This window comes from Pseudomonas frederiksbergensis, from assembly GCF_003732275.1.
Classification (GTDB): domain Bacteria; phylum Pseudomonadota; class Gammaproteobacteria; order Pseudomonadales; family Pseudomonadaceae; genus Aquipseudomonas; species Aquipseudomonas frederiksbergensis_H.
The window spans coordinates 239,505-260,611 of the sequence record NZ_MOBM01000002.1; the positions used below are offsets into that span (position 1 = coordinate 239,505).

Below are 21,107 nucleotides of genomic sequence, written 5' to 3' on the forward strand. Positions count from 1 at the left end.
GAGCAGGCTCGCTCCCACATTGGACCTGTATCGCCCCCAACAATGGGGTAGACGCAGAACTAATGTGGGAGCGAGCCTGCTCGCGATAAACGATGACGCTGTCTACGCATCAGCCCTTGAAATCCGCAATCGCATAAGCCGCCAATTTGCCCTGGATGAAGTCCAGGAAGCACTGAATCCGTAGGGCAAGTTGCGAGTTGCGGTAGTACACCGCGTTGATCGGTTGGCGATATCCACTGTTGAACTCCGCCAACAGCACCTGCAAGCGACCGGCGCGGATGTCGTCGATGGTCATGAAGTGCGACAGGCAGGCGATGCCCTGCCCTGCCAGCGCCAGGTGCCTGATCGTCTCGCCGCTGGACGCACTGATCGACGCCTGGATCGGCCAGCGATCACCGTGGACATAGCGCAACGGCCATTGGTTGAGGCCTTCGTTCTGGGTGAAACCCAACAGCGTATGTTCGGCAAGATCGGCAACCGCGGCTGGCATGCCGTGTTGCTCCAGATACGCCGGGCTGGCGACGATGTGCAGCGGGCTGCAACCCAGGGAGCGGGCGTGCAGGGTCGAGTCGGCCAGCGTGCCGATGCGGATGGCGATGTCGGTACTTTGCTCGAGCAGGTCGATGATCAGGTCGTTGCTGTTGAGTTCGAGCTGGATGTCCGGGTAGAGACGGCGGAACTCATCGATGTACGGCACGATGGCGTGCAGCATGAACGGCGAGGCAGCATTGATTCGCAGACGCCCGGAGGGGGTTTGCTGGCGTGAGGACAGGCGCTCTTCGAGTTCGTCCATCTGATCGAGAATCAGCTTGGCGTGCTCGAAGAAATACTTGCCCTCCTCGGTCAGGTCCATGCGCCGCGTGGTGCGGTTGATCAGCGTGGTGTCGAGTTTGGCCTCCAGTCGCGACAGCGTGCGGCTGACCGCCGACGGCGTTTGCCCGACCTGTTCGGCCGCAGCTGAAATCGACCCGCATTCAATCACGCAGACGAAAATCTGCAACTCATCGGATCTGGCTTTCACGTGTGTCCTCGTTCGCTAATCGGCGTGGCATGAATCGTCAAGATCGCAGCCTGCGCCAGCTCCTACAAGGATTGCGCGCCACCCCGAACCTTCGGGTGTGCGCCATCTGTAGGAGCTGCCGCAGGCTGCGATCTTTCCCGCCGTTGCGACGGATACTAGCCGGAAAATTCAGGCCGGTAAGCCAAACACCTCACTCAAGTGCTGCTCATAACGCGCCACATCGGCTTCGACATTCGGGCGTTTCATCACATCGACGCACAGGAAGGTCGGCAAACCGGTCATGCCGAGGAAGATGTTGGCCTTGTGGAACGGGAAGTACACCGCGTCCACGCCTTTGGCTTCGAAGAAATCGGTCGGGTCGTCGAAGGCTTGCTGCGGCGCGTTCCAGGTCAGCGACAGCATGTATTTTTTACCGTGCAGCAAACCACCGCTGCCGTACTTCTGCGACGCGTCGGAGCGCGTGCGGCCATCGCTGGCGTAAAGGCTGCCGTGGCCTTCGGTGAAGACTTCATCGACGTACTTCTTGACGGTCCAGGGCGCGCCCATCCACCAGCCGGGCATCTGATAAATGATCACATCGGCCCAGAGGAATTTGGCGACTTCCTCCGCGACGTCGTACCCCTCGTCGATGAACGTGGCTTTTACATCCACACCGCCGCGATCCAGCACGCTCAACGCGGCTTCGTGCAACGTCGTGTTGTAGCGACCATCGGAGTGGGCAAATTTTTTGCCGCCATTGAGCAACAGGACTTTTTTCATGAGAAGTCTCGCAAGGTTGAAATTCGATGGCGGCAGAGTAGCGAGTCGACTCGCGCGGAATAAGCGCTCAATCAGCAAAATTCATTTGACCAATACGCACGAATCGACAGTGGATTGTTGCCATAAACTTGCGCCGATTCTGACTTTCAAGGACAACCTGATGAGCGAACTGCAAGGCTTCATCCTGCACGCCAAGACCCGCCCGGAAAAAGCCGAGGCCTTCGAAGCGTTCTTCCGTGCCTATGTCGAACCGAGCCGCGCCGAACCCGGCTGCATCGAGTACCACATGCTGCGAGACAAACAGGACCCGACGCTGTTTATCTTCTACGAGATCTGGCAGTCCCAGGCGCATCTGGACGTACACTCGAACCTGCCGCACATGCAGCAGTTCCTCGACATGCGCATGGAGTATCTGGAACGGGATTTCGATATCCGCCCGATCGAGATGCTCAGCGCGTCGTCCGCTAGCCGCTGATCAGCAAGTGGCCGCCGAGCACGCCGAGGCCGATGAAGAACACGCGCTTGAACAATACGGCGCTGATCCGCTGACGCAGCCATTGCCCCAGCAGCATGCCGAGCACCGCTGGAATCAACGCCAGCAGCGACGCGCTCAACTCGCCACCGCCGAGGGCGCCGCGCCATAACAGGCCGGCGGCCAATGCGAGGGTCGAGACGGTGAACGACAGGCCCAGCGCCTGCACCAGTTCATCCTTGCCCAAGCCCAGCGCTTGCAGATAAGGCACCGCCGGAATCACGAAGACGCCGGTGGCCGAGGTGATGATGCCCGTCAGCACACCGCACAGCGGACCGAGCCAATGCTCGGTGCGACCGCCAACACGCAAGGTCGGCAGGAACAACCCGCTCAAGGCGTAAATCAACAACGCCGCTCCCAACCCTCGCACGACCCAATGCCCACCGGCCAGGCCGATCCAGAGCGTGCCGGCGCCCGTGCCGAGGAAAATCGCCAACAGCATCGGCCACAACCGGTTCAGCAGCCTGCGCAAATGACCACCGAATGCCAGTTGCCAGACGTTGGTCAGCGTCGCGGGAATAATCAGCAACGCCGCAGCCTGCGACGGAGCCATAGCCAGACCGAGCAAGCCCATGGCAATGGTTGGCAGACCGAGGCCGATCACGCCTTTGATCATCCCGGCCAGCAGGAAGGTGGCGATAACCAATAAGGACAGGGCCAAACCCAGATGTTGGTAGAACGCGGCGAGTGTATTCATGGGGCTATGGTGAGCCCTGAAGGTTGCCTTGAAAATCTGCCATATACTGAGGCTGCCTCTTGATTGGGTAGAGGCTGGAATTTTCGTTGCTAGTGCTGACGCCTTCGCGGGCAAGCCCGCTCGCACAGTTGAAATGTATCGAACACAAATTTGTGTATCCGCCAAAGATCTCTGTGGGAGCGGGCTTGCCCGCGAAAGGGCCCGTCCAGACAACAAACATCCAGAGGTTGCCAATGCACTTTGACCTGACCGACCTGCGTCTCTACCTGAACATCCTCGACACCGGCAACATCACCGCCGGCGCCGCTCGCAGTCATCTGTCCCTGGCAGCGGCGAGCGCACGAATCCGCGCGATGGAATCTTCACTCGGCACTGATTTTCTGGAGCGCGGCCGTCGCGGTATCAGCCCGACCCCGGCCGGCAAAGCCCTGGCGCAGCACGCCCGAGTCCTTTTGCAACAGGCCGAGCGCATGCAGCAGGACCTGGCCGAATACGCCAAAGGGGTCAAAGGCCAGGTGCGGTTGTTGTGCAACACCACAGCGATCACCGAGTACCTGCCAGAGTTGCTGGCAGACTTTCTGCGTGACCATCCGAACCTCGACATCGACCTGCAAGAGCTGCCCAGCGCGCGCATCACCCACGCCTTGCGCCAAGGTGCGGCGGACCTGGGCATCGTGTCTGACGCCGTGGATACCGACGGCCTTCAGACCCGCTATTTCCGCGACGACCCGCTGATACTGATCCTTCCGCATGATCACCCCTTGGCCGACACCGGACCGTTAAATTTCAGCGCCACCTTGCACCACGATTACGTCGGCCTGAACGCCAACAGCGCCTTGGCCGTGTACCTGGAAGAACAAGCCCTGCACAGCGGCTTACGGATGCAGATCCGCATCCGTGCCGATGGCTTCGATGGCGTGATGCGCATGGTCGCCCGAGGTGCCGGGCTGGCGATCGTGCCCTTGGCGGCGGTCGAACGCTGGCCGACTGAAACACCGTTCAAAAGCATCGCACTGAAAGAGCCGTGGGCGCGACGCAAACTGTTGCTGTGCGCCCGAGACTTCACCGTGCTGCCCGGTTACGCCCAGGCCTTGCTGAACGCCTTGACTCTCCCCTGAGGGGCAGACTTTACCCTTGAGGTTTCATCTTCAGGGACCGTTACGATGAGCAAGCGAATTCTGGTGATCCTCGGCCATCCTTCGAGCAACAGTTTCTGCGGCGCACTTGCCGAACGCTACGCACAATCGGCGTTGCGTGCCGGGTATGAGGTGCGCCAGTTGTTTCTAGGGAAAATGGACTTCGACCCGGTGCTGCGCGAAGGCTATCAACATGTGCAGCCGCTGGAAGCCGACTTGCGCCGTGCTCAGGCGGACATTCTGTGGGCCGAACACCTGCCCCTGGTCTACCCGATCTGGTGGGGCGGCGTACCGGCCTTGCTCAAGGGTTTTCTTGATCGGGTGTTGCTTCCGGGCTTCGCCTTCAAGTATCGCGAAGGCAAAGCCTTTCCCGACAAATTGCTGCATGGCCGCAGCGCGCATCTGCTCGTGACCATGGACACGCCACCCTGGTACTACCGCTGGATCTACCGCATGCCCGGGCTGCATCAGATGCGCAAAACCACCCTGGCGTTTTGCGGCATCGAACCTCAGCGCACGCTCACCTTCGGGCCAGTCCTGGGGTCCAGCGCCGGTCAGCGCGAAACCTGGCTGCTGCAAGCCCAGGCTATCGCCAGCCGATGAGTCTGCCGATAATGGGGCTGGCTTACCCTCGGCAAAAAAGGACTTTTCATGTACATCGGCCAAGCCGCGTATCGCTCGGGCACGACGATCAAGAGTATTCGCCATTACGAGTCGATCGGCTTGCTGCCTGCCGCTCGGCGGCAAGGAAAATACCGTGTCTATGATCAGCACAGCGTCGACCTGCTGATCTTCATCAAGTGCGCCCAGCAACTGGGCTTCAAGCTCAAGGAGTTGCAGGCGATCTTTACCGGACATCAAGGCCTGGCGATGCCCTGGTCATTGGCGCAGCAAGCCATCGATGCCAAGAAACGCGAAATCAGCCAGAGGATTGCCGCACTCAGGCATCAACACGAGCAATTGGTCGAGTTCGAAGCCAGCCTCACACAGGCCAGAGCCGATTGCCCGTTGGAAAGTCTTTGAGAGTCTGCGCGTTTCTGGACAGCTCAATGTCGAATACAGACAACTGAACGGTGTATGGGCGCTATAGGGTGCGACTTCAGTTCTTGAACCCACTGCCCGGAGTCATCATGACCGCACCGATTACCGTCCTTCGCGATACTCATCCACTGCCCGTGCTCGATGCCTGCAAATGGGAAAAACTCGAAGGCGACCCGCACACCGTCAACCTCAACGCGTACACCAGCGAAGATGGCAGCAAGATCATGGGCACCTGGATCTGCACGCCGGGCAAGTGGTACGTGGAATACGTGAAGTGGGAATACTGCCATTTCCAGGAAGGCTATTGCGTCATCACCCCGGAAGGCATGGCGCCAATCCATCTGCGCGCCGGTGACATTTTCGTCATCGAGCCAGGCATGAAAGGCACGTGGGAAGTGGTTGAGACCGTGCGCAAGTATTTCGTGTTTGCCTGATAAAGCAAAAGATCGCAGCCTTCGGCAGCTCCTACGGGGTGTACACATTCCCATGTAGGAGCTGCCGAAGGCTGCGATCTTTTTTCAGCCAATAAAAAACCGGGGATCTGCCCGACGCAGATCCCCGGAAAAATCTCTTATTGCGGTTTGCGATAGCTGTTGATAATCGCCGAGAAGTCCTTGCCTCCTTCCCCACGCTGACTCATCGCCTGATACAACTGCTGCGCCACGGCGCCGAGCACCACCGGTTGGTGCGCCTGACGTGCCGCCTCAGTGGCCAGCCCCAGATCTTTGAGCATCAGTTCGGCACCGAAACCGCCGGTATACCCGCGCGAGGCCGGCGCCGTTTCGACGATACCCGGCCACGGGTTGTACATCTCCGAACTCCAGCAACGCCCGGTGGAACTGTTGATGATCCCGGCCAGCACCGTCGTGTCGATCCCCAGCGCATCGCCCAAGGCCATGGCCTCGCTGACGCCGACCATGGAAATCGCCAGCAGCAGGTTATTGCAGATTTTGGCGATTTGCCCGGTGCCGACTTCGCCACAGTGGACGATGTTACGGCCCATCTGCGCCAGCACCGGCTGCAGGGTCGCGAACAATTCAGGCGTGGCGCCGACCATGAAGGTCAGCGTCCCGGCCGCTGCACCGCCGGTACCGCCGGAGACCGGCGCATCGGCCATGGCCACGCCTTGTTTGGCAGCCGCTGCGGCAACGTCGCGCGCCGTCTGCGGATCGATGGTGCTGCAATCCACTGCGGGCACGCCTTTGGCAATCCCCGCCAGCACGCCATCTTCGCCCAGCCAGACGCTGCGCACATGCACAGCGGCCGGCAGCATGGTGATCACCAGCTCTGCATCTTGAGCCGCTTCACGTGCCGAAGCGCTGATGCTGCCGCCCAGTTGCTCGAGCTCTGCCAGCACAGCTTTGTTCAGGTCGACCAGGCGCAGTGAATGGCCAGCCTTGATCAGGTTGCGCGCCATCGGCGCGCCCATGTTGCCGAGACCGATAAAAGCGATTTTCATGTCCGGCTCCTTAACGCAAGTGGATGGTGGTATTCACACCGTCGTTGACGCTGTCGTCGTCGAACCAGCGCGCGGTAACGGTCTTGGTTTGAGTGTAGAACTGCACCACTTGCTTGCCATAAGGACCGAGGTCGCCGAGCTTCGAACCACGGGAACCGGTGAAGCTGAAGAACGGCACCGGCACCGGAATCGGGATGTTGATGCCGACCTGGCCAACGTCGATTTCTGTCTGGAATTTACGCGCCGCCGCACCGCTCTGGGTGAACAAACCCGTGCCGTTGCCGAATGGGTTGGCGTTGACCAGTGCGATGGCTTCATCGAGGGTATCGACTTCCAGCACCACCAGCACTGGACCGAAGATTTCCTGGGTGTAGATCTGCATATCGGGTTTCACACCGGAGAACAGGGTCGGGCCGACAAAGTTGCCTTTTTCGAAGCCTGGAACGGTAACGTCGCGACCATCCAGCTCAAGCTTGGCGCCTTCCTTGATGCCGCTTTCGATCAGATCGAGAATCCGTGCCTTGGCACGCTTGGAAATCACCGGACCGACGTCAGTGCCCGGCTCGCTGCCGGCATTCACTGTAAGTTTCTGTGCCAGTGCTTTCAGGTCTGGCAGCCACTGCTTGGCCGCGCCCACCAGCACCACAACGGACGTGGCCATGCAGCGTTGCCCGGCGGCACCGAAACCAGCCCCCACCAGCGCATTGAGCGCTTGTACGCGATTGGCATCCGGCAGCACCACAGCGTGGTTCTTGGCGCCCATCATCGATTGCACACGCTTGCCGTGTTTGCCGGCCAGGTCGTAGACGTGAGTACCGACCGCGGTCGAACCGACGAACGAAACAGCCTTGATGTCCTTGTGGGTGCAAAGCGCATCCACCACATCCTTGCCACCATGTACGACGTTGAGCACACCTGGCGGAATGCCGGCCTCGATGGCCAGTTCCACCAACAGCATGGTCGACATCGGATCCTGCTCGGATGGCTTGAGCACGAAGGTGTTGCCGCAGGCGATGGCCATCGGGAACATCCACAGCGGAATCATTGCCGGGAAGTTGAACGGGGTAATGCCGGCACAGACGCCGATCGGCTGACGCAGGGTATAGGTGTCGACACCGCCAGCAACGTTCTCGGCGAACTCGCCCATCTGCAGGCTGCCAATGGAGCAGGCGTGTTCGACCACTTCCAGGCCGCGGAAGATATCGCCTTCGGCATCGGCGATGGTTTTGCCCTGCTCATTGCTGAGTACCACGGCAATACGTTTGGAATGTTCGCGAATCAACGCCTGAAGCTTGAGCATGATGCGCATCCGCGCGCCGATCGGCGTCAGCTTCCAGGTCTGGAAGGCGCGATGGGCGGCGCTGATGGCGGCATCCACTTCGGCGGCTGTAGCGAATGGGACTTTGGCCAACACTTGTTGGGTCGCCGGGTTGACGATGTCATGCCATTCGGTGGTCTGGGATTCGACCCACTCGCCATCGATCAACAATTTGACCTTTTGCACGGTGGTTTCTAGCGATGCGTTCATATTGGTCTCCGGGACGTTGTTCTTATTAAGAGAGCGATCTTTGGAGCCAAGGCGAGAAAGTCGCCTTGAGATGAGGCGTGTGTCGCGAATTGGTTGTCGGACTGTTTTTGGAGTATAGATGTGCAAACTTCTAATAAGAACGCACATAAAAGCCGGTCCATCATGCAAAAAAACATCACGTCTTTAGGCTCGTTGAACTGGGATGACCTCAAGTTTTTCCTTGAGGTTGCCCGCACTCGCAAGGCCAGCACCGCGGCCAAGCGCCTTGCGGTGGATTACACCACCGTGTCGCGACGCATCAGTTCGCTGGAAGCCTCGTTGGGCACATTGCTGTTCGAAAAGTCCCGGACCAGCGGTTTCGTCCTGACTGCCGAGGGCCAGCGGTTGCTGGGTTACGCCGAGTCGATCGAAAGCACTCTGCACATGGCCTGCGAACAGGTTTCGGGCTCAGGCGTGGCGTTGTCCGGCCATGTGCGCATGGGCTGCACCGAAGGGTTCGGCAGCTTTTTCATCACCCCGCAGCTGAGCCATTTCGTCGACGCCTACCCGGCGATCTCGGTGGACATCCTGCCGCTGCCGCACTTCATCAGCCTTTCCAAGCGCGAGGCAGACATCGTCATCGCACTAGAGCGGCCGGAACACGGCCCGTATGTCTGCTGCAAACTCTGCGACTACCGATTGCAGCTGTATGCGACCCAGGATTATCTGGACAAGCACCCACCGATCCGCCGCCCGGCAGACTTGGGCAAGCATCAATTCATCAGTTACGTGGACGATCTGGCGTTCAGCTCGGAGCTGCTGTACCTGGCAAATGTGTTGCCCGGTGCCAGTGCCAATCTGCGCAGCACCAGTGTGATTGCGCAGTTTGTGGCGGCGCAGCAGGGACGGTCACTGGCGATTCTGCCGTGCTTCCTGGCAGCTCAAGACCCGCGATTGCTGCCGGTGTTGCCGCAAGAGATCACCATTACCCGGCAGTTCTGGATGTACTGCCGGGAAGACCTGCGCAAGCTCAAGCGGATTACCCTGTTGTGGGATTACATCCGCTCGGTCACTGAGCAGAATCAAGCGCTGTTGATGGGGGAAAGTCGGGAGATGTTGTTCGCCGATTAGTCCGCGCTCACCACGATCGACACCCGACGGTTCTCGGTGCGTCCGACCGCGGTGTCGTTGGAAGCGACGGGCTTGCTGCTGCCCAGGCCGCGCAGTTGGATGTTTTTTTCTTTTATGCCGACTGCGGCCAAAACCTTGCCGACGCTTTTCGCCCGTCGCAGGGAAAGCTGTTCGTTATAGGACTCTTGGCCCGAAGCATCGGTGTGGCCGTCGATTCTCACGCGCTCGATTTCCACACTTAATAACGCCTTGCCGATGCGCTCGACGATCTCGGTACTGGCGGGGTTGAGACTCTCGACATCGCTGCCGAACAAAACTTTGCCTGACAGGCCATAGGCCCAGCCATCATCCGTCATTTCGAAACCTTGCTGCTTGAGCACAGCGATCTGCGCCGGGGTCAGGCCCTTTTGCGGTGCCGTCTGGCAGCCGGTCAATGCCAGCAAGGCCAGGCACAGGGTGATCGTGAAAAGTCGTAGAGAACGCTGATTGAAGGTGAACACCGAAATTAGCTCCTGGTTTGAACATGGGCGACAGGGAGCTCCGCTCCTGCCGTTTGCTGCGCGCCTCGGGAAAGGCGTTTGGCCTGGTACATCGCGGCGTCGGCAGCATCGAGCAACTCACCCGGTGTGACCCCATGATCGGGGTACACGGCGATGCCAATACTGAGTGAAGTCAACACCTGGATACTGCCCGGCAACTGGATTGGTATCTCCATGCTGGCGATGATTTTGTCAGCAATCCGTTCGGCGTCTTCGGCCTTGTGCAGCGGTGCGAGCAGGATTGAAAACTCGTCGCCGCCCAGACGCGCGACCAGGTCCTCTTCACGCAGTTGCGCACGAACCCGGGTTGCCACGGCGACCAGCACCGCATCGCCGGCAGCGTGGCCGAAGTTATCGTTGATCTCCTTGAACCGGTCGCTGTCGAGAAACAGCACGGCCACCCGCTCATCGAGCTTGCCGGCATTGCGCAAGGCACGTATCAGGCGGCCTTCGAAAAACGCTCGATTCGGCAGTCCGGTCAGGCTGTCATGGCTGGCCTGGTGGGCCAGGGTTTCGTTTTCGCTTTGCAGATGGGTCTGCCAGGATTCGAGTTCATCGAGCAAGGCATTGAAGTCGTTGCCCAGGTTGTCGAGTTCGGCAATATCGGCGGGCGGCACGCGCCGGTCGAAGGCTCGCTCGCTACGGGCGGCGTGAGCCACAGTAGCCAGGCTACGCAAAGGGCCGGTGATCCCCCGCAATTGCCGCCGCGCCAGATAGAGCGCAACCCAGGCACTGATGGCGGTACACAAGACGATTCCCACCAGACCGCTGAGCAAAAAACTCATCAGACTGCCACCGTGCCCGACCAGCAGGATACTGCCGATTTCCTGACCTTGATGGACGATCGGCATGCTGATGGGCTTTTCCAGAATCACCCGGGCGACCTGCATTTCAAGATCGGAGAGCAATCCCGTTTCCGGTCGTTGCCAGCGCGCTAACAACTCGCCTTGCTCGTCCATCACCTGTGCGTCGGCCACTTCTTCGGTGGACGCGATCAACGCCAGTGCCTCAGTGGCGGCGACCTTATCGTTGAACACCACCGCAGCTTCCACGGTGTAATTGATCGAACGGGCGATCAAATGCAGGTTGTGATCGGCATAAACCCGCAAGGCCAGAACACCCAGCAGGGTCAACGAAACACTGGCCATGGCCACGCCCACCAAGGCGACGATCAAATGCCCACGGCCGATAACCGACCCTAAGGTCGGACGTATACGAGATTTGAATAGACTCATGATGCCGCCGGTTTGCGGCGCGACAGTTGCAGCACACTGGGATGAATGCGCACACCGCTGCGGGCGACCGAGTCGAGGTTGACCTCGAAGGACACTTGTTCATCGCCGACCCGCAAACAGAACAGACTGCCGACGGTACACTGATCGCCGCCTTCGCTGATGCTCACCACCGGGCGCTCTGTCAGCGAGGCGAATAATCGACTGCGTTCGTCGCTGGTCAGCTTGCCGATGTACACCGCATCGCATTCACCGGCAATCGCCGGATTGTCGGCCAAAAGCCGTCGCACGGTGACAGGCCGACCAGTGGCCTGGGTAGTGCCTTTGACCAGGTCGTCGGTGTACTCGGTAGGGCCGACCACGCACAGTCGCAGCTGTTGAGGCTCAACGGGCCACCGGGCATAACTGAGGATCCCGAGCACCACCTGAGTGACCGATCTGGCGCGCTGGTCGGCCTTGCTCTCAACGGTTTCAGGTTGAGCGAAGGCAACGCCCGTCAACAAACAGAGAAGACCGGCAAGCAGCACTTGCTTGCAGCCAACAACGCGCTCTGTCGCCCAGACAGCCACCTTCATGCAGGGATTCTCTTCGATCGCAACGATATGATGCCGCAACGATAGCACAGCACCGAAACACCAGCGAGGCCACGCTCCACGGCACTTCGGACAGATTCCGTCGTCGGCTCCCCTTTTCAGCGACCCGGCGCGATCCCCTCTTCCAGCTCCAGCATCAACCCGCTCAAACGCTTGACCTTGCGCCGCACGGCCTCTTCGAATACGCCGGCGCGAGGCTCAATCAGGGTGAACCAGTGTTTGGCCCGGGTTATTCCGGTGTAGATCAGTTCCTTGGTAAGCACAGGGTTCAGGGCGTCCGGCAGAATCAACGCCGTATGGGCAAATTCCGAGCCTTGGGATTTGTGTACGGTCATGGCGTACACAGTGTCGACATCGTTGAGCCGGCTTGGCAGGACGAAGCGCACACCGCCTTGGCCATCGTTGCGCGGGAAGGCCACACGCAACACTTGCCGTCCAGCGTCGGGCCCCTCACGTTCCGGCAGCTTGAGGGCAATGCCAATATCGCCGTTCATCAACCCCAGGCCATAGTCGTTGCGAGTCATCAGCACGGGTCGACCTTCGTACCACTGGTGGTCGCTGTCGATCAGTCGAGCCTTGAGCAGCGCGTCGGTCACTCGTTGATTCAAGCCCTCCACACCCCAAGGCCCTTTGCGTACCGCGCACAATAGCTGGAAGGCGTCGAAAGCTTGCAGCACCACGCGAGCCCAATCGGCCCAGCATGGATCGTCGAGCGGGCTATTGAGCGGTGGCCGCTGACTGCGCAAAAGACCCAGGTAATGCCGATAACCTTGCGGCCCCTCGCCATGGCCTTCGAGCAACAACCGCTCCAGCGCCCGGTCCTGCTCACCCTTGAGGGGCAGGGAAAATACGTCGCCATGGCTTCCAGCCGCCAGTAACTTGCGGGCTTCCTCAGGATGCTGCTGGTTGACCCAACGGGCCAACTGGCCAATACCGCTGCCCTCGCCGAAGCGCCGTGAGTGACGCAGCATCACGACTTGCTGAGCCAGGGGATGCGCTCCGTTGATGTCTTCGTGCAAACCGCTGCTACGGAGGTTTTCACCGCTGACTGCCTCCAGCCACTGGCGTGTCTGCGGGCTGTACCAACCGGCTTCGGCATCGCGGCACAGATCGCCCAGGACGGCACCGGCCTCTACCGACGCCAGTTGATCCTTGTCACCGAGCAGCACCAGACGGGCGTGGGCCGGCAATGCGTCGAGCAGATTGGCCATCATTTCCAGATCGATCATCGAGGCTTCGTCCACCACCAATACATCCAGCGGCAAGCGATTACCGGCGTGGTGCCGGAAATGCCGGGTGCCGGGACGACTGCCGAGCAAACGATGCACGGTGGTCACATCCGACGGGATCTTCTCCCGCACTGTTTCAGCAACCTCCAGGGTTTGAACCTGCTGGCTGATGGACTCGGTCAATCGTGCGGCCGCTTTGCCAGTGGGTGCCGCGAGACGAATGCGCAGCGGTTTGCCGGCCTCAATCGCGGGCGCCTGAAGCAATGCGAGCAAGCGCACGACCGTGGTGGTTTTACCGGTTCCCGGGCCGCCGGTGACGATGCTGAATGCGCTACGGATAGCCAGGGCGCAAGCGAGTTTCTGCCAGTCGATCACTTCATCAGGCCTGGCAGGACCGAACAGGCCGGTCAGGCGTTGAGGTAAATCATTCGGTGTTGTTTCGTGTGCAGCCAGGCGCTGACGCAGGGCGTTATCGATGCGCCGTTCGTAAGCCCAGTAGCGGCGCAGGTACAGGCGTTTACCCGACAGCACCAACGGCCGGTGCTGCGCGGCCTCACGCCCGTCGACGGCCAGAGCCACCAGGGTGCTGGACGCCAGGACCTTGCACCAATGAGCACCATCCAGCGCCTCAAGCAATTGCGACGGCAGCAACATCGCACCACTTTGCAGATCACCTTCCGGCGGCAGCGACAGAGCGAAGTCCGGCTCTTTCAGCGTTTCGAACAGATCCAGGCAAACATGGCCGTGGCCCAGTTGGTGACTGGTCAACGCCGCAGCCAGCAATACCAATGGATCGTCGTCGGGAGCGAGTTCATGGAGAAAGGCCACGAAGGCCTTGTCCAGTGCCCGCAGCCAACCGCGTTCGACCCAGCGTGTGAGCAGCAGCAACAAGTCATCTGCGCGACTCAACGGGGCCAGATCCGCCAGACTTTCGGCCGCCAATGGCGTGGGTAGCAAATCGGCGAAGGTGCGACTCATAGCAGTACTCCCTGTTCCCAGGCGGGTTCGGCCTTGGGCTCTGGCTTGCCCTGGAACAACCGGTCCAGACGCTCGATCAGCTCCCGTGGCGGACGGGCGAAATACACACCCTGACTGGCCGTACGAGTACCGCGAAGGAACAGGTACAACGCCCCACCGACATGCCGGTCGTAATCGTAATCGACCAGCCGCGCCTTGAGCTGGCGATGCAAGGCGAGCAGGTACAACACATATTGCAGGTCGTAACGGTTATCGAGAATCGACTGCTCCATGGCCTGCTCGGTATAGGCCGCGTCATCGACACCCAGCCAGTTGGATTTGTAGTCGGCGACGTAATAACGACCGTCGTGCTCGAACGTCAGGTCGATGAAGCCTTTGAACATGCCATTGAGCAGCACCGGTTCGGCGGCCACCCTGGCCACGCCGTTGTGGGTGTATTGGCGCACCAGTTCATCGAGTTTGAGCACATCGACTTTGTGACTGGCGAACCAGAACTCCATTTCGACCCGGTATTCGGTCAGTTGCTCGAACACTACCGGTGCCTGCCCGCCGCCGATGTGTAGCGGGGATTTGAGCAAGTGCTGCAGCCAGTCACTCAACGTCGTGATCCAGCCTTCCCAGCCACGGCGATTGCAGCGACGGGCGATAGCGTCTTCCACAGCTTGTGGTGCAGCAGCAAAACCTTCGTCACCGGCCCACTCGAGCAATCCATGGAGAAAAGTGCCGGGGTTCGGCCCGCGAGGGAACCGATGGATATCAGCCCCGCCGGCAATCACTTCTCGCGGCGCTTGCGGATCGAGACGTTCGTCGTCAAAAAGCTTTTGTGCTTGCGGGCTCTCCGGGGCTTCGTCACTGCCCACGCTCAGACTGTCGCCAATGCGCAGGGCGCTGTAGGAGGCAATCCACCAGTTCTCGCTGGCTTTTCGCTTGGGTAGCAGCGGTGCCAGCAAGGTCGCTTCATTGCGCGGCGGATGGTAATGCGCGGCGCTCGCTTCAGGCATTTCACCGTAGTTCAGCGCCGGGCAGTCCTGCTGCAAATCTTCCAGCCAACGCCGCAACGCTGCAGACTCGGCCAATGGCGCACCACCGCCCAGCAGATAACCCAACGCTGAAAGGTGCAACATCGAGCCGTTGTTATTGCCGCGCTTGAGGTCAGTCACACCGAGCCAGCAGGCATGTTGTGCCCGGGTCAGGGCGACATAGAGCAGACGAAGATCCTCGGCCAAGCGCTCATCATCGGCCTGAGCGACCAACTCCGGCGTCGGCTTCAAGCTCACTTGAGCCTTGCCCGTCGCGTCGTGGTAATACAACGGCAAACGGCTGCCATCCACCGGTTTTGCCGAGCAAATGAACGGCAGAAACACCAACGGATATTCAAGCCCTTTGGATTTGTGAATGGTCACAACCTTGACCAGTTGCTCGTCACTTTCCAGGCGCAGGATCTGTTCTTCGCCAGCCTGACCGGACAATGCCAGATGCTCGGACAAGTGACGGATCAAGGCTTGCTCGCCATCAAGCTCGGCGGCGGCCTGCTGTAGCAGCTCGGACAGGTGCAACAGGTTGGTCAGCACCCGCTCGCCATCACTGCGCGCGATCAACGCCTGCGGCAACTGAAAGTCATGTAACAGGTGCCGCAACATTGGCAAGACGCCTTGCTTGCGCCAGAGCTCGCGATAACCGCGGAACTGCATGACCCGTGCTTCCCAGGCCAGTTCGTCCTGATTCAGCCGCTCCAGCTCAGCCAGCGAAAGGTTCAGTGTGATGCAGGCAAGAGCGGCACGCAGGGGACGCTCGACATCCGGCTCGGCACACGCCTTGAGCCAGGTCAGCAGGTCATGGGCCTCCTGCGCGGCGAACACGGAGTCCTTGTCTGACAGGTAAACACTGCGCACGCCGCGGGCCGAAAGTTCGCCACGCACGGCCTGGGCCTCTTTGCCGTCGCGCACAAGAATTGCGATATCCGATGGCAGTAGACCTTTGAAGTCCTTACCGTCCTGGATGAAGCCCGCACTGTCTTGCTGACCGCCATTGAGCAGCGCGGTGATTTCACTGGCGCAGGCGGCGGCCAATTGTTGTCGATACACCGCGCCAGACAGTGGCTGATCGGCGGACAGGTGCCAGATGTTCAGGGCCGGTACAACCTGACCATCAATCTGCAGAACTTCTTTGCGCCCCTGGGATTCGACGGGCAGAAACGGTACCGGGTTCTCGCCATTCTTCTCACGAAACAGGAATGCTCCGCGCCCTTGCTCACGAGATTCGGCGCGCTCGAACACATGGTTCACCGCACTGACCATGCCATGACTGGAACGGAAGTTGGTGCCCAGGGTATGCAGGCGGCCAGTGGTGGCCTGGCGAGCGCGCAAGTAGGTATAGATGTCGGCTCCGCGGAAGGCATAAATCGCCTGCTTCGGGTCACCGATCAGAAACAGACCGGTTTCAGGATTGTTGTCTTCGATGCGATAAACGCTCTCGAAGATTCGATACTGCACCGGGTCGGTGTCCTGGAATTCGTCGATCAACGCGACCGGGAACTGCTCGCGGATCAGTGTCGCCAGGCGCTCACCGCCTTCGGACTGCAAAGCCGCATCGAGGCGCAGCAGCATGTCATCGAAGCCCATTTCCTCGCGACGACGCTTTTCTTCTTCGAACCGCGCACCGACCCAGTGAGCGGCGTGTTGCAGCACCGCGGCATCAGGGGTCGGCAAACCATCGAGACTGGTCTTGAGACCGGGCATTGCATCGAGACCGGGATGACGGGGAGCTTCACCCTTCCAGGCTTCAGCCATGCCATCGGGAGTCAGACGAGTGAAGCCGGTGCCAATGTCCAGTTGCTCGAGAGATTCGTCTTCGGCCCAGGCCCGAAGTTTCTCGAACCAGGGTTCGAAGTAGCGCGGCTGCATCTTGCGGCCATCAACACTCTTGCTCGCAACGCCCTGGTGACAGATGGCAAGCAACTCATCCGCCCATTGGCGCCAGGGCATCTTGAGTTCGAGCAAGGCGGCCCGTCGCTTCTGCAGGCACTCGGCAATCAACTCGGCAGGTTCTTTACCTTCAACGCTGTCACGCTCGCTGGCGAACAACCCTCGCACTCGAGGCAGCAACGCCGCCGGGCCGCCCCAATTGCCGCGAACCCAGTTCAACGCATCGCCTTGCATCGGATAGCAGAACAGTCGCCAGTAGTCGCGCAGGACTTCGCCGAGCAAATCGCTGTGATCGGTTTCCAGGGTCTGGGTGAACAGGCTGCCACTGTCGAACGCATGTTCGCGCAGCATCCGCTGGCACCAACTGTGGATCGTCGATACCGCCGCTTCATCCATCCACTGGGCGGCAATGTCCAGGCGGTTTGCACAGCCGGACCACTGTTCGGGAAGGTACTGCTCGCGCAATTCGGCAATAAGGCCATCCGGTGCCGGTGTCTCATCGCGGAAAAACCGTGCGGCTTCAGCCAATCGAGTTCGAATACGTTCGCGCAGCTCTTTGGTCGCAGCATCGGTGAAGGTCACCACGAGGATTTGCGGCGGCAGTAATTCACGGCCAAAACCACTCGATTCGCCGCCGTGGCCAAGGACCAGACGCAAGTACAGCGCAGAAATGGTGAAGGTCTTGCCGGTCCCGGCGCTGGCTTCAATCAGTTGGCTGCCACGCAGGGGGAATGCGAGGGCCAACGGTGTTTTCGTGGTCATGAGCGCGCTTCCTCGCTGGTCGATGAACGCCAGGAGGCCTCAAACAGCGGCCGATACAAAGCGTTGCACCAATCGGGGAAGGTCTCATCCGCAGTCAGTGCATCGTAATCGGCGTATTGCCGAGTGAGCGCCGGGCTTTCGCGGCGCTCGCCGTCAGTGGTCTGGCCGTCGCCTTCATAGGTCTTGCGGGCAGCGGCGTCAGCTTTGCTCGGGTCGGTTTGAGCGAGCCAGGCGAACGCTGTTTTTACTGCAATCGGCAGCGGCTGGCGCATGCCCGATTGCCAGGCCAACAACAGATCGCCCAGAACCCGGGATGCTGCCGCCTCCTCTATCGGACCGAGCAGCAAACTGTCGTCGCTGGCCACCAACGCAGTTGTCATCGACATGCCGCTGGCACAGGCAACCAGGTGATTGACCCAAGGTCGCGTCAGGCGATGCCATTTGCGGGCCTTGATCGAACCGATACTGTTGGGAATCGTAGTCACCGACAACAACCCGCCATCTGCGCGTTGATGCAGGCCACTGAGCCAGCCCTCCAGACGCAATCCTTGTAGTTCCAGACTCACCGGTAACGCGCTGGTGAGCGGGGTCGGCCATAACGCCAGAAGCTGCTGATAGCGCAACAGCAGATCCGGCAGCGGCTCGATCAACTCTCGCTGAAGACATTCACCAAAACCGGCCATGGGCAAAAGCCCGCTGTTTTGCAGGCGTTTTGCCTGCGCCTCCAGTACCTGATCGGTTTGCTCCAATTGCCCCAGTGCCGCTTCGAGCAAGCTGTCGCTGAGGCTGTAGCGTTGCAGCGCATCGAGTACGAATGGCTCTTCATCTGCCAAAGGCACTTCGGCAGCCTCGAAGAACACTTTGAGCCGCTGACTGAAGAAATGTCGTACAGGGTTGCGCAGAAAATCCTGCAGCTGACCCAGGCTCAGCGGTTCGTCCTGGACGTAGGGTTCAAGCACTTCGATATCAGTCGCCAGATCACTGGCTTGATGAAGAACCTGCCACTCGCTGGCGTAGCTGAATAGATCATCGCCCTCATGAAAGTAGCGATGGCTGAAAGGTTGCAGCGGGTGTTCCTGAGTCAAGGACTCAAGCAGGTCATCATTGTCATCGTGCAGTCGCCAGCCGCTGCCGAGATGGTCACGCAACTGCCCTATCAACACCGAAGCAGGGCGCTCGCTGTTGTCCCGAATACTGCGACCGACCCAGCTGATATAGAGTTGGTCGCGTGCCGACAACAATGCTTCCAGCAACAGATAGCGATCATCTTCGCGTCGGGAGCGATCGCCGGGACGGTAGTCACTGCCCATCAGGTCGAAATCCAGCGGCGGTTGCGCGCGAGGGTAATCGCCGTCATTCATGCCAAGCAGACAGACTAGTTTGAACGGGATCGCTCGCATGGGCATCAAGGTACAGAAGTTAACGGCCCCGGCGAGGAAACGCTGAGACAGGCGACCTTGGTCAAGACCTGCCAGCCAGGCTTCCCGGACTACGGTCAGCGGTAACTCATCCTGCAAACCTACGGACTCGCAGGTCTCGAGCCAGGTCTCTCTGAGTTCTTCGAGTCGGGCCAACAAATAGTCATCATGTTCGTTGCTGGCCAGGAAGAATAACTGCACCAAAGCTTGCAACCGCGAGCCCCATTGTTTGGGCGCTGCAGGTTGAGTGAGTTCCTGATGGGCAATTTCCAGCGCATCCAACAATGCCACCAAGGGACCTATGAGTGCGGCATCCAGACCACCGATTTCATCGTAGGGTTCGATCCCCTCGCAGGCATTGCCGCTACCCACGGCATAACCCAGCAGCATCCGTCGCAGACCGAAACGCCAACTGTTTTGCTCCAGTTCATCAGGCAGCCCCAGACCCGCGCGCTGCTCGGCGTTCATCCCCCAGCGAATACCTGCGCCTTCAATCCAGCGGTGCAAAGTCGGCAGGTCACGTTCCTCTACGCCAAACCGAGCGCGCAATGCCGGAACGTCCAACAGATCGAGGATTTCGCTGACAGGGAAGCGACTGTCGGGAAGTTTGAGCAGATGCTCGACAGCGATCAATAGCGGGTCCCGGCCGCGCGAACCTTGATCCGCAAGCGTGAAAGGAATGAAGCGCGGATCAAAGCGATCAAGCTGACCAAACACAGCACGGATGTGCGGGGCATAACTGTCGATATCCGGGACCATCACGATTACGTCGCGAGGCCTTAGGTCTGGGTCAGCACTGAATCGTGCGAGCAACTGATCGTGGAGGATCTCCACTTCACGTTGAGCGCTATGGGCGATGTGAAAACGGATCGATTCGTCCTTTTTCACATCGACAACGGGCCAACGCTCGCGAGTCTCGTTCAGGGGACGCAATTCCAGGATGTCGTCCTGCAACTGATTAAGCATGTTCTGTGGCTGGTTTTCGCTGAAAAGGTCGATACGCCCGTCACGAAACGCCGAGCGATAGCTATTAGGATCGTCGTAGCTGTCGAGCAGATTGATGTAGTCCCGCCCCTGCTTACCCCACGCTGCCAGTAGCGGATGAGCATGCTGATGGAGTGTTTGTGAGTCGAGCACAACCGGCATGCCGCTCTTGCGAGCCTGGCGCTTGTACTGATGTCGCAACAAGTCTTTATCGGCGACGATGTCAGCCCAATGGTGACGACATGGGTTGTGTACGCACAGCAAGACCTGGCTGAATCGAGCAAGCCCGGCAAGCGCTTCCAGGGCCTGAGCAGGCAGTGAAGAAATCCCGAAAACGATCACCCGTGACGGCAATCCGCTGGGCGCCACATCAAGACTATTGATGCGCTCGATAAAGCGTTGGTGAACGCCTGCACGGCTTTGCGCCATGCCTTGCTCACCGACATCCAGTAATAGCGCACGCCACAGCTCCGCCTGCCAGCAGTTGGCCGGGGTCAGGGCTTTGGCTTCGCCTCTGCCATTTCGTAGCTGATGGCGACCTTCTGCCCAGTCTTCGAGCCAGTCGGCACGGTAGACCTGATATTGGTCAAACAGGTCTGCCAATCGCTCAGCCAATTGATAGCGTTTACGTAAGTCGGTGTCATTGGTAAGAAAGCGCTGCAGGGGTTCGAAGTGCGGTTGGTTAATCAACTGTGGTAGCAGACGCATCAGACGCCAGGTCAGCGGGGCTTTATCGAGAAGGGATTTGACCGGGATTTCGTCACGTCCCAGCACCATACGATAGAGCTGCCACATGAAGCTGCCCGGTAACTGCACGTCGATGGCGGCGGCGATTCCGCAGCCGCCCATGTCGTCATCTTCGGGGTCTTCGGCCAGTGCCAGCTTCAGCCATTGGGCGATGCCGTTACTCTGTACCAGGGCGATTTCATTTTCCAAGGGAGCTAGCGGGTAGCGTCGCATCCAGCTGACCACCAAGCTGCGTAACTCGTCCAGGCGGTTGCCGTGAACCACCATAAAACCAGCACTGAGGGACGTAGCGTCCGGCATAAAGGCTTCCTTGGGAAAATACAAAAGCTAGGGCCGAACCTTAGCACTGTCGGCAGACTGTGACAGCCGGGAGCGGTCCGATGATGCTGTACGAACTTTCCTGCGGACAAAACAAAAC

Annotated in this window: 17 protein-coding genes; 6 read left to right on the top strand and 11 right to left on the bottom strand. The window is 59.7% G+C overall.

All coding sequences use genetic code 11. The annotated features are described in order from the left end of the window. Window positions 1-109: 109 nt before the first annotated feature. The gene (locus BK662_RS01415) at window positions 110-1,021 is read right to left on the bottom strand and encodes a LysR family transcriptional regulator (RefSeq protein ID WP_123356067.1); all 912 of its coding nucleotides are present in this window, start codon (window positions 1,019-1,021) and stop codon (window positions 110-112) included. Between the two features lie 168 nt (window positions 1,022-1,189). After that, complete coding sequence (gene mdaB / locus BK662_RS01420) at window positions 1,190-1,780, bottom strand: NADPH:quinone oxidoreductase MdaB (protein WP_123356069.1); 591 nt, start codon at window positions 1,778-1,780, stop codon at window positions 1,190-1,192. Between the two features lie 160 nt (window positions 1,781-1,940). On the opposite strand from mdaB, the gene BK662_RS01425 reads away from it, so the two are divergent. Further along, entirely contained in the window at window positions 1,941-2,255 is a 315-nt protein-coding gene (locus BK662_RS01425; RefSeq protein WP_123356071.1) for a putative quinol monooxygenase, read from the top strand. Here the strand turns inward: BK662_RS01425 and BK662_RS01430 are convergent. Next, entirely contained in the window at window positions 2,245-3,009 is a 765-nt protein-coding gene (locus tag BK662_RS01430) for a sulfite exporter TauE/SafE family protein (protein WP_123356073.1), read from the bottom strand. The genes BK662_RS01425 and BK662_RS01430 overlap by 11 nt on opposite strands. Window positions 3,010-3,242: 233 nt before the next feature. Between BK662_RS01430 and BK662_RS01435 the strand changes: the two genes are divergently transcribed. The 4 genes from BK662_RS01435 to BK662_RS01450 all read left to right on the top strand — a co-directional run bounded on the left by BK662_RS01435 (window position 3,243) and on the right by BK662_RS01450 (window position 5,620). Beyond that, entirely contained in the window at window positions 3,243-4,127 is an 885-nt protein-coding gene (locus tag BK662_RS01435) for a LysR substrate-binding domain-containing protein (protein WP_123356076.1), read from the top strand. A 45-nt stretch (window positions 4,128-4,172) separates the two neighbouring features. Continuing rightward, window positions 4,173-4,748: an NAD(P)H-dependent oxidoreductase gene (locus tag BK662_RS01440; protein WP_123356078.1), complete on the top strand. Its 576-nt coding sequence runs from the start codon at window positions 4,173-4,175 to the stop codon at window positions 4,746-4,748. A 48-nt stretch (window positions 4,749-4,796) separates the two neighbouring features. Beyond that, window positions 4,797-5,168 carry a MerR family transcriptional regulator gene (locus BK662_RS01445; RefSeq protein ID WP_123356080.1) on the top strand — a complete coding sequence of 124 codons (372 nt, stop codon included), beginning with the start codon at window positions 4,797-4,799 and terminating at the stop codon, window positions 5,166-5,168. Window positions 5,169-5,275: 107 nt separating this feature from the next. Beyond that, window positions 5,276-5,620 carry a cupin domain-containing protein gene (locus BK662_RS01450; protein ID WP_007988984.1) on the top strand — a complete coding sequence of 115 codons (345 nt, stop codon included), beginning with the start codon at window positions 5,276-5,278 and terminating at the stop codon, window positions 5,618-5,620. 137 nt (window positions 5,621-5,757) lie between these two features. On the opposite strand, the gene mmsB is transcribed toward BK662_RS01450, so the two are convergent. Beyond that, entirely contained in the window at window positions 5,758-6,645 is an 888-nt protein-coding gene (gene mmsB, locus BK662_RS01455) for a 3-hydroxyisobutyrate dehydrogenase (RefSeq protein WP_030128141.1), read from the bottom strand. 10 nt (window positions 6,646-6,655) lie between these two features. After that, window positions 6,656-8,173: a CoA-acylating methylmalonate-semialdehyde dehydrogenase gene (locus tag BK662_RS01460; RefSeq protein ID WP_123356082.1), complete on the bottom strand. Its 1,518-nt coding sequence runs from the start codon at window positions 8,171-8,173 to the stop codon at window positions 6,656-6,658. A gap of 162 nt (window positions 8,174-8,335) precedes the next feature. Here BK662_RS01460 and BK662_RS01465 point away from each other — a divergent pair, with 162 nt between their 5' ends. Next, entirely contained in the window at window positions 8,336-9,283 is a 948-nt protein-coding gene (locus BK662_RS01465) for a LysR family transcriptional regulator (protein ID WP_123356084.1), read from the top strand. On the opposite strand, the gene yfiB is transcribed toward BK662_RS01465, so the two are convergent. From yfiB to recC, 6 genes are all read right to left on the bottom strand, one after another. Continuing rightward, entirely contained in the window at window positions 9,280-9,783 is a 504-nt protein-coding gene (gene yfiB / locus BK662_RS01470; RefSeq protein WP_123356086.1) for an outer membrane lipoprotein YfiB, read from the bottom strand. The genes BK662_RS01465 and yfiB overlap by 4 nt on opposite strands. Before the next feature lie 5 nt (window positions 9,784-9,788). Further along, entirely contained in the window at window positions 9,789-11,057 is a 1,269-nt protein-coding gene (gene dgcN / locus BK662_RS01475) for a diguanylate cyclase DgcN/YfiN (protein WP_123356088.1), read from the bottom strand. After that, window positions 11,054-11,629, bottom strand: coding sequence for a regulatory sequestration protein YfiR (gene yfiR, locus BK662_RS01480; RefSeq protein WP_123356090.1), 576 nt, complete (start codon window positions 11,627-11,629; stop codon window positions 11,054-11,056). The genes dgcN and yfiR overlap by 4 nt, the downstream gene beginning before the upstream one ends. Window positions 11,630-11,745: 116 nt before the next feature. Continuing rightward, window positions 11,746-13,854, bottom strand: coding sequence for an exodeoxyribonuclease V subunit alpha (recD, locus tag BK662_RS01485; protein WP_123356092.1), 2,109 nt, complete (start codon window positions 13,852-13,854; stop codon window positions 11,746-11,748). Continuing rightward, window positions 13,851-17,540, bottom strand: coding sequence for an exodeoxyribonuclease V subunit beta (recB, locus tag BK662_RS01490; RefSeq protein WP_123356094.1), 3,690 nt, complete (start codon window positions 17,538-17,540; stop codon window positions 13,851-13,853). The genes recD and recB overlap by 4 nt, the downstream gene beginning before the upstream one ends. Further along, window positions 17,537-20,989 carry an exodeoxyribonuclease V subunit gamma gene (recC, locus tag BK662_RS01495; RefSeq protein ID WP_123356096.1) on the bottom strand — a complete coding sequence of 1,151 codons (3,453 nt, stop codon included), beginning with the start codon at window positions 20,987-20,989 and terminating at the stop codon, window positions 17,537-17,539. The genes recB and recC overlap by 4 nt, the downstream gene beginning before the upstream one ends. Window positions 20,990-21,107 lie beyond the last annotated feature (118 nt).

Bases quoted from the DNA above. Each gene is read 5' to 3' on its own strand.
- BK662_RS01440 (WP_123356078.1), top strand. From the start codon at position 4,173: ATGAGCAAGCGAATTCTGGTGATCCTCGGCCATCCTTCGAGCAACAGT.
- BK662_RS01450 (WP_007988984.1), top strand. From the start codon at position 5,276: ATGACCGCACCGATTACCGTCCTTCGCGATACTCATCCACTGCCCGTG.
- BK662_RS01460 (WP_123356082.1), bottom strand. From the start codon at position 8,173: ATGAACGCATCGCTAGAAACCACCGTGCAAAAGGTCAAATTGTTGATC.
- dgcN (WP_123356088.1), bottom strand. From the start codon at position 11,057: ATGAGTCTATTCAAATCTCGTATACGTCCGACCTTAGGGTCGGTTATC.
- BK662_RS01465 (WP_123356084.1), top strand. From the start codon at position 8,336: ATGCAAAAAAACATCACGTCTTTAGGCTCGTTGAACTGGGATGACCTC.
- mdaB (WP_123356069.1), bottom strand. From the start codon at position 1,780: ATGAAAAAAGTCCTGTTGCTCAATGGCGGCAAAAAATTTGCCCACTCC.
- BK662_RS01430 (WP_123356073.1), bottom strand. From the start codon at position 3,009: ATGAATACACTCGCCGCGTTCTACCAACATCTGGGTTTGGCCCTGTCC.
- mmsB (WP_030128141.1), bottom strand. From the start codon at position 6,645: ATGAAAATCGCTTTTATCGGTCTCGGCAACATGGGCGCGCCGATGGCG.
- recD (WP_123356092.1), bottom strand. From the start codon at position 13,854: ATGAGTCGCACCTTCGCCGATTTGCTACCCACGCCATTGGCGGCCGAA.
- BK662_RS01425 (WP_123356071.1), top strand. From the start codon at position 1,941: ATGAGCGAACTGCAAGGCTTCATCCTGCACGCCAAGACCCGCCCGGAA.
- recB (WP_123356094.1), bottom strand. From the start codon at position 17,540: ATGACCACGAAAACACCGTTGGCCCTCGCATTCCCCCTGCGTGGCAGC.
- yfiR (WP_123356090.1), bottom strand. From the start codon at position 11,629: ATGAAGGTGGCTGTCTGGGCGACAGAGCGCGTTGTTGGCTGCAAGCAA.
- recC (WP_123356096.1), bottom strand. From the start codon at position 20,989: ATGCCGGACGCTACGTCCCTCAGTGCTGGTTTTATGGTGGTTCACGGC.
- BK662_RS01445 (WP_123356080.1), top strand. From the start codon at position 4,797: ATGTACATCGGCCAAGCCGCGTATCGCTCGGGCACGACGATCAAGAGT.
- BK662_RS01435 (WP_123356076.1), top strand. From the start codon at position 3,243: ATGCACTTTGACCTGACCGACCTGCGTCTCTACCTGAACATCCTCGAC.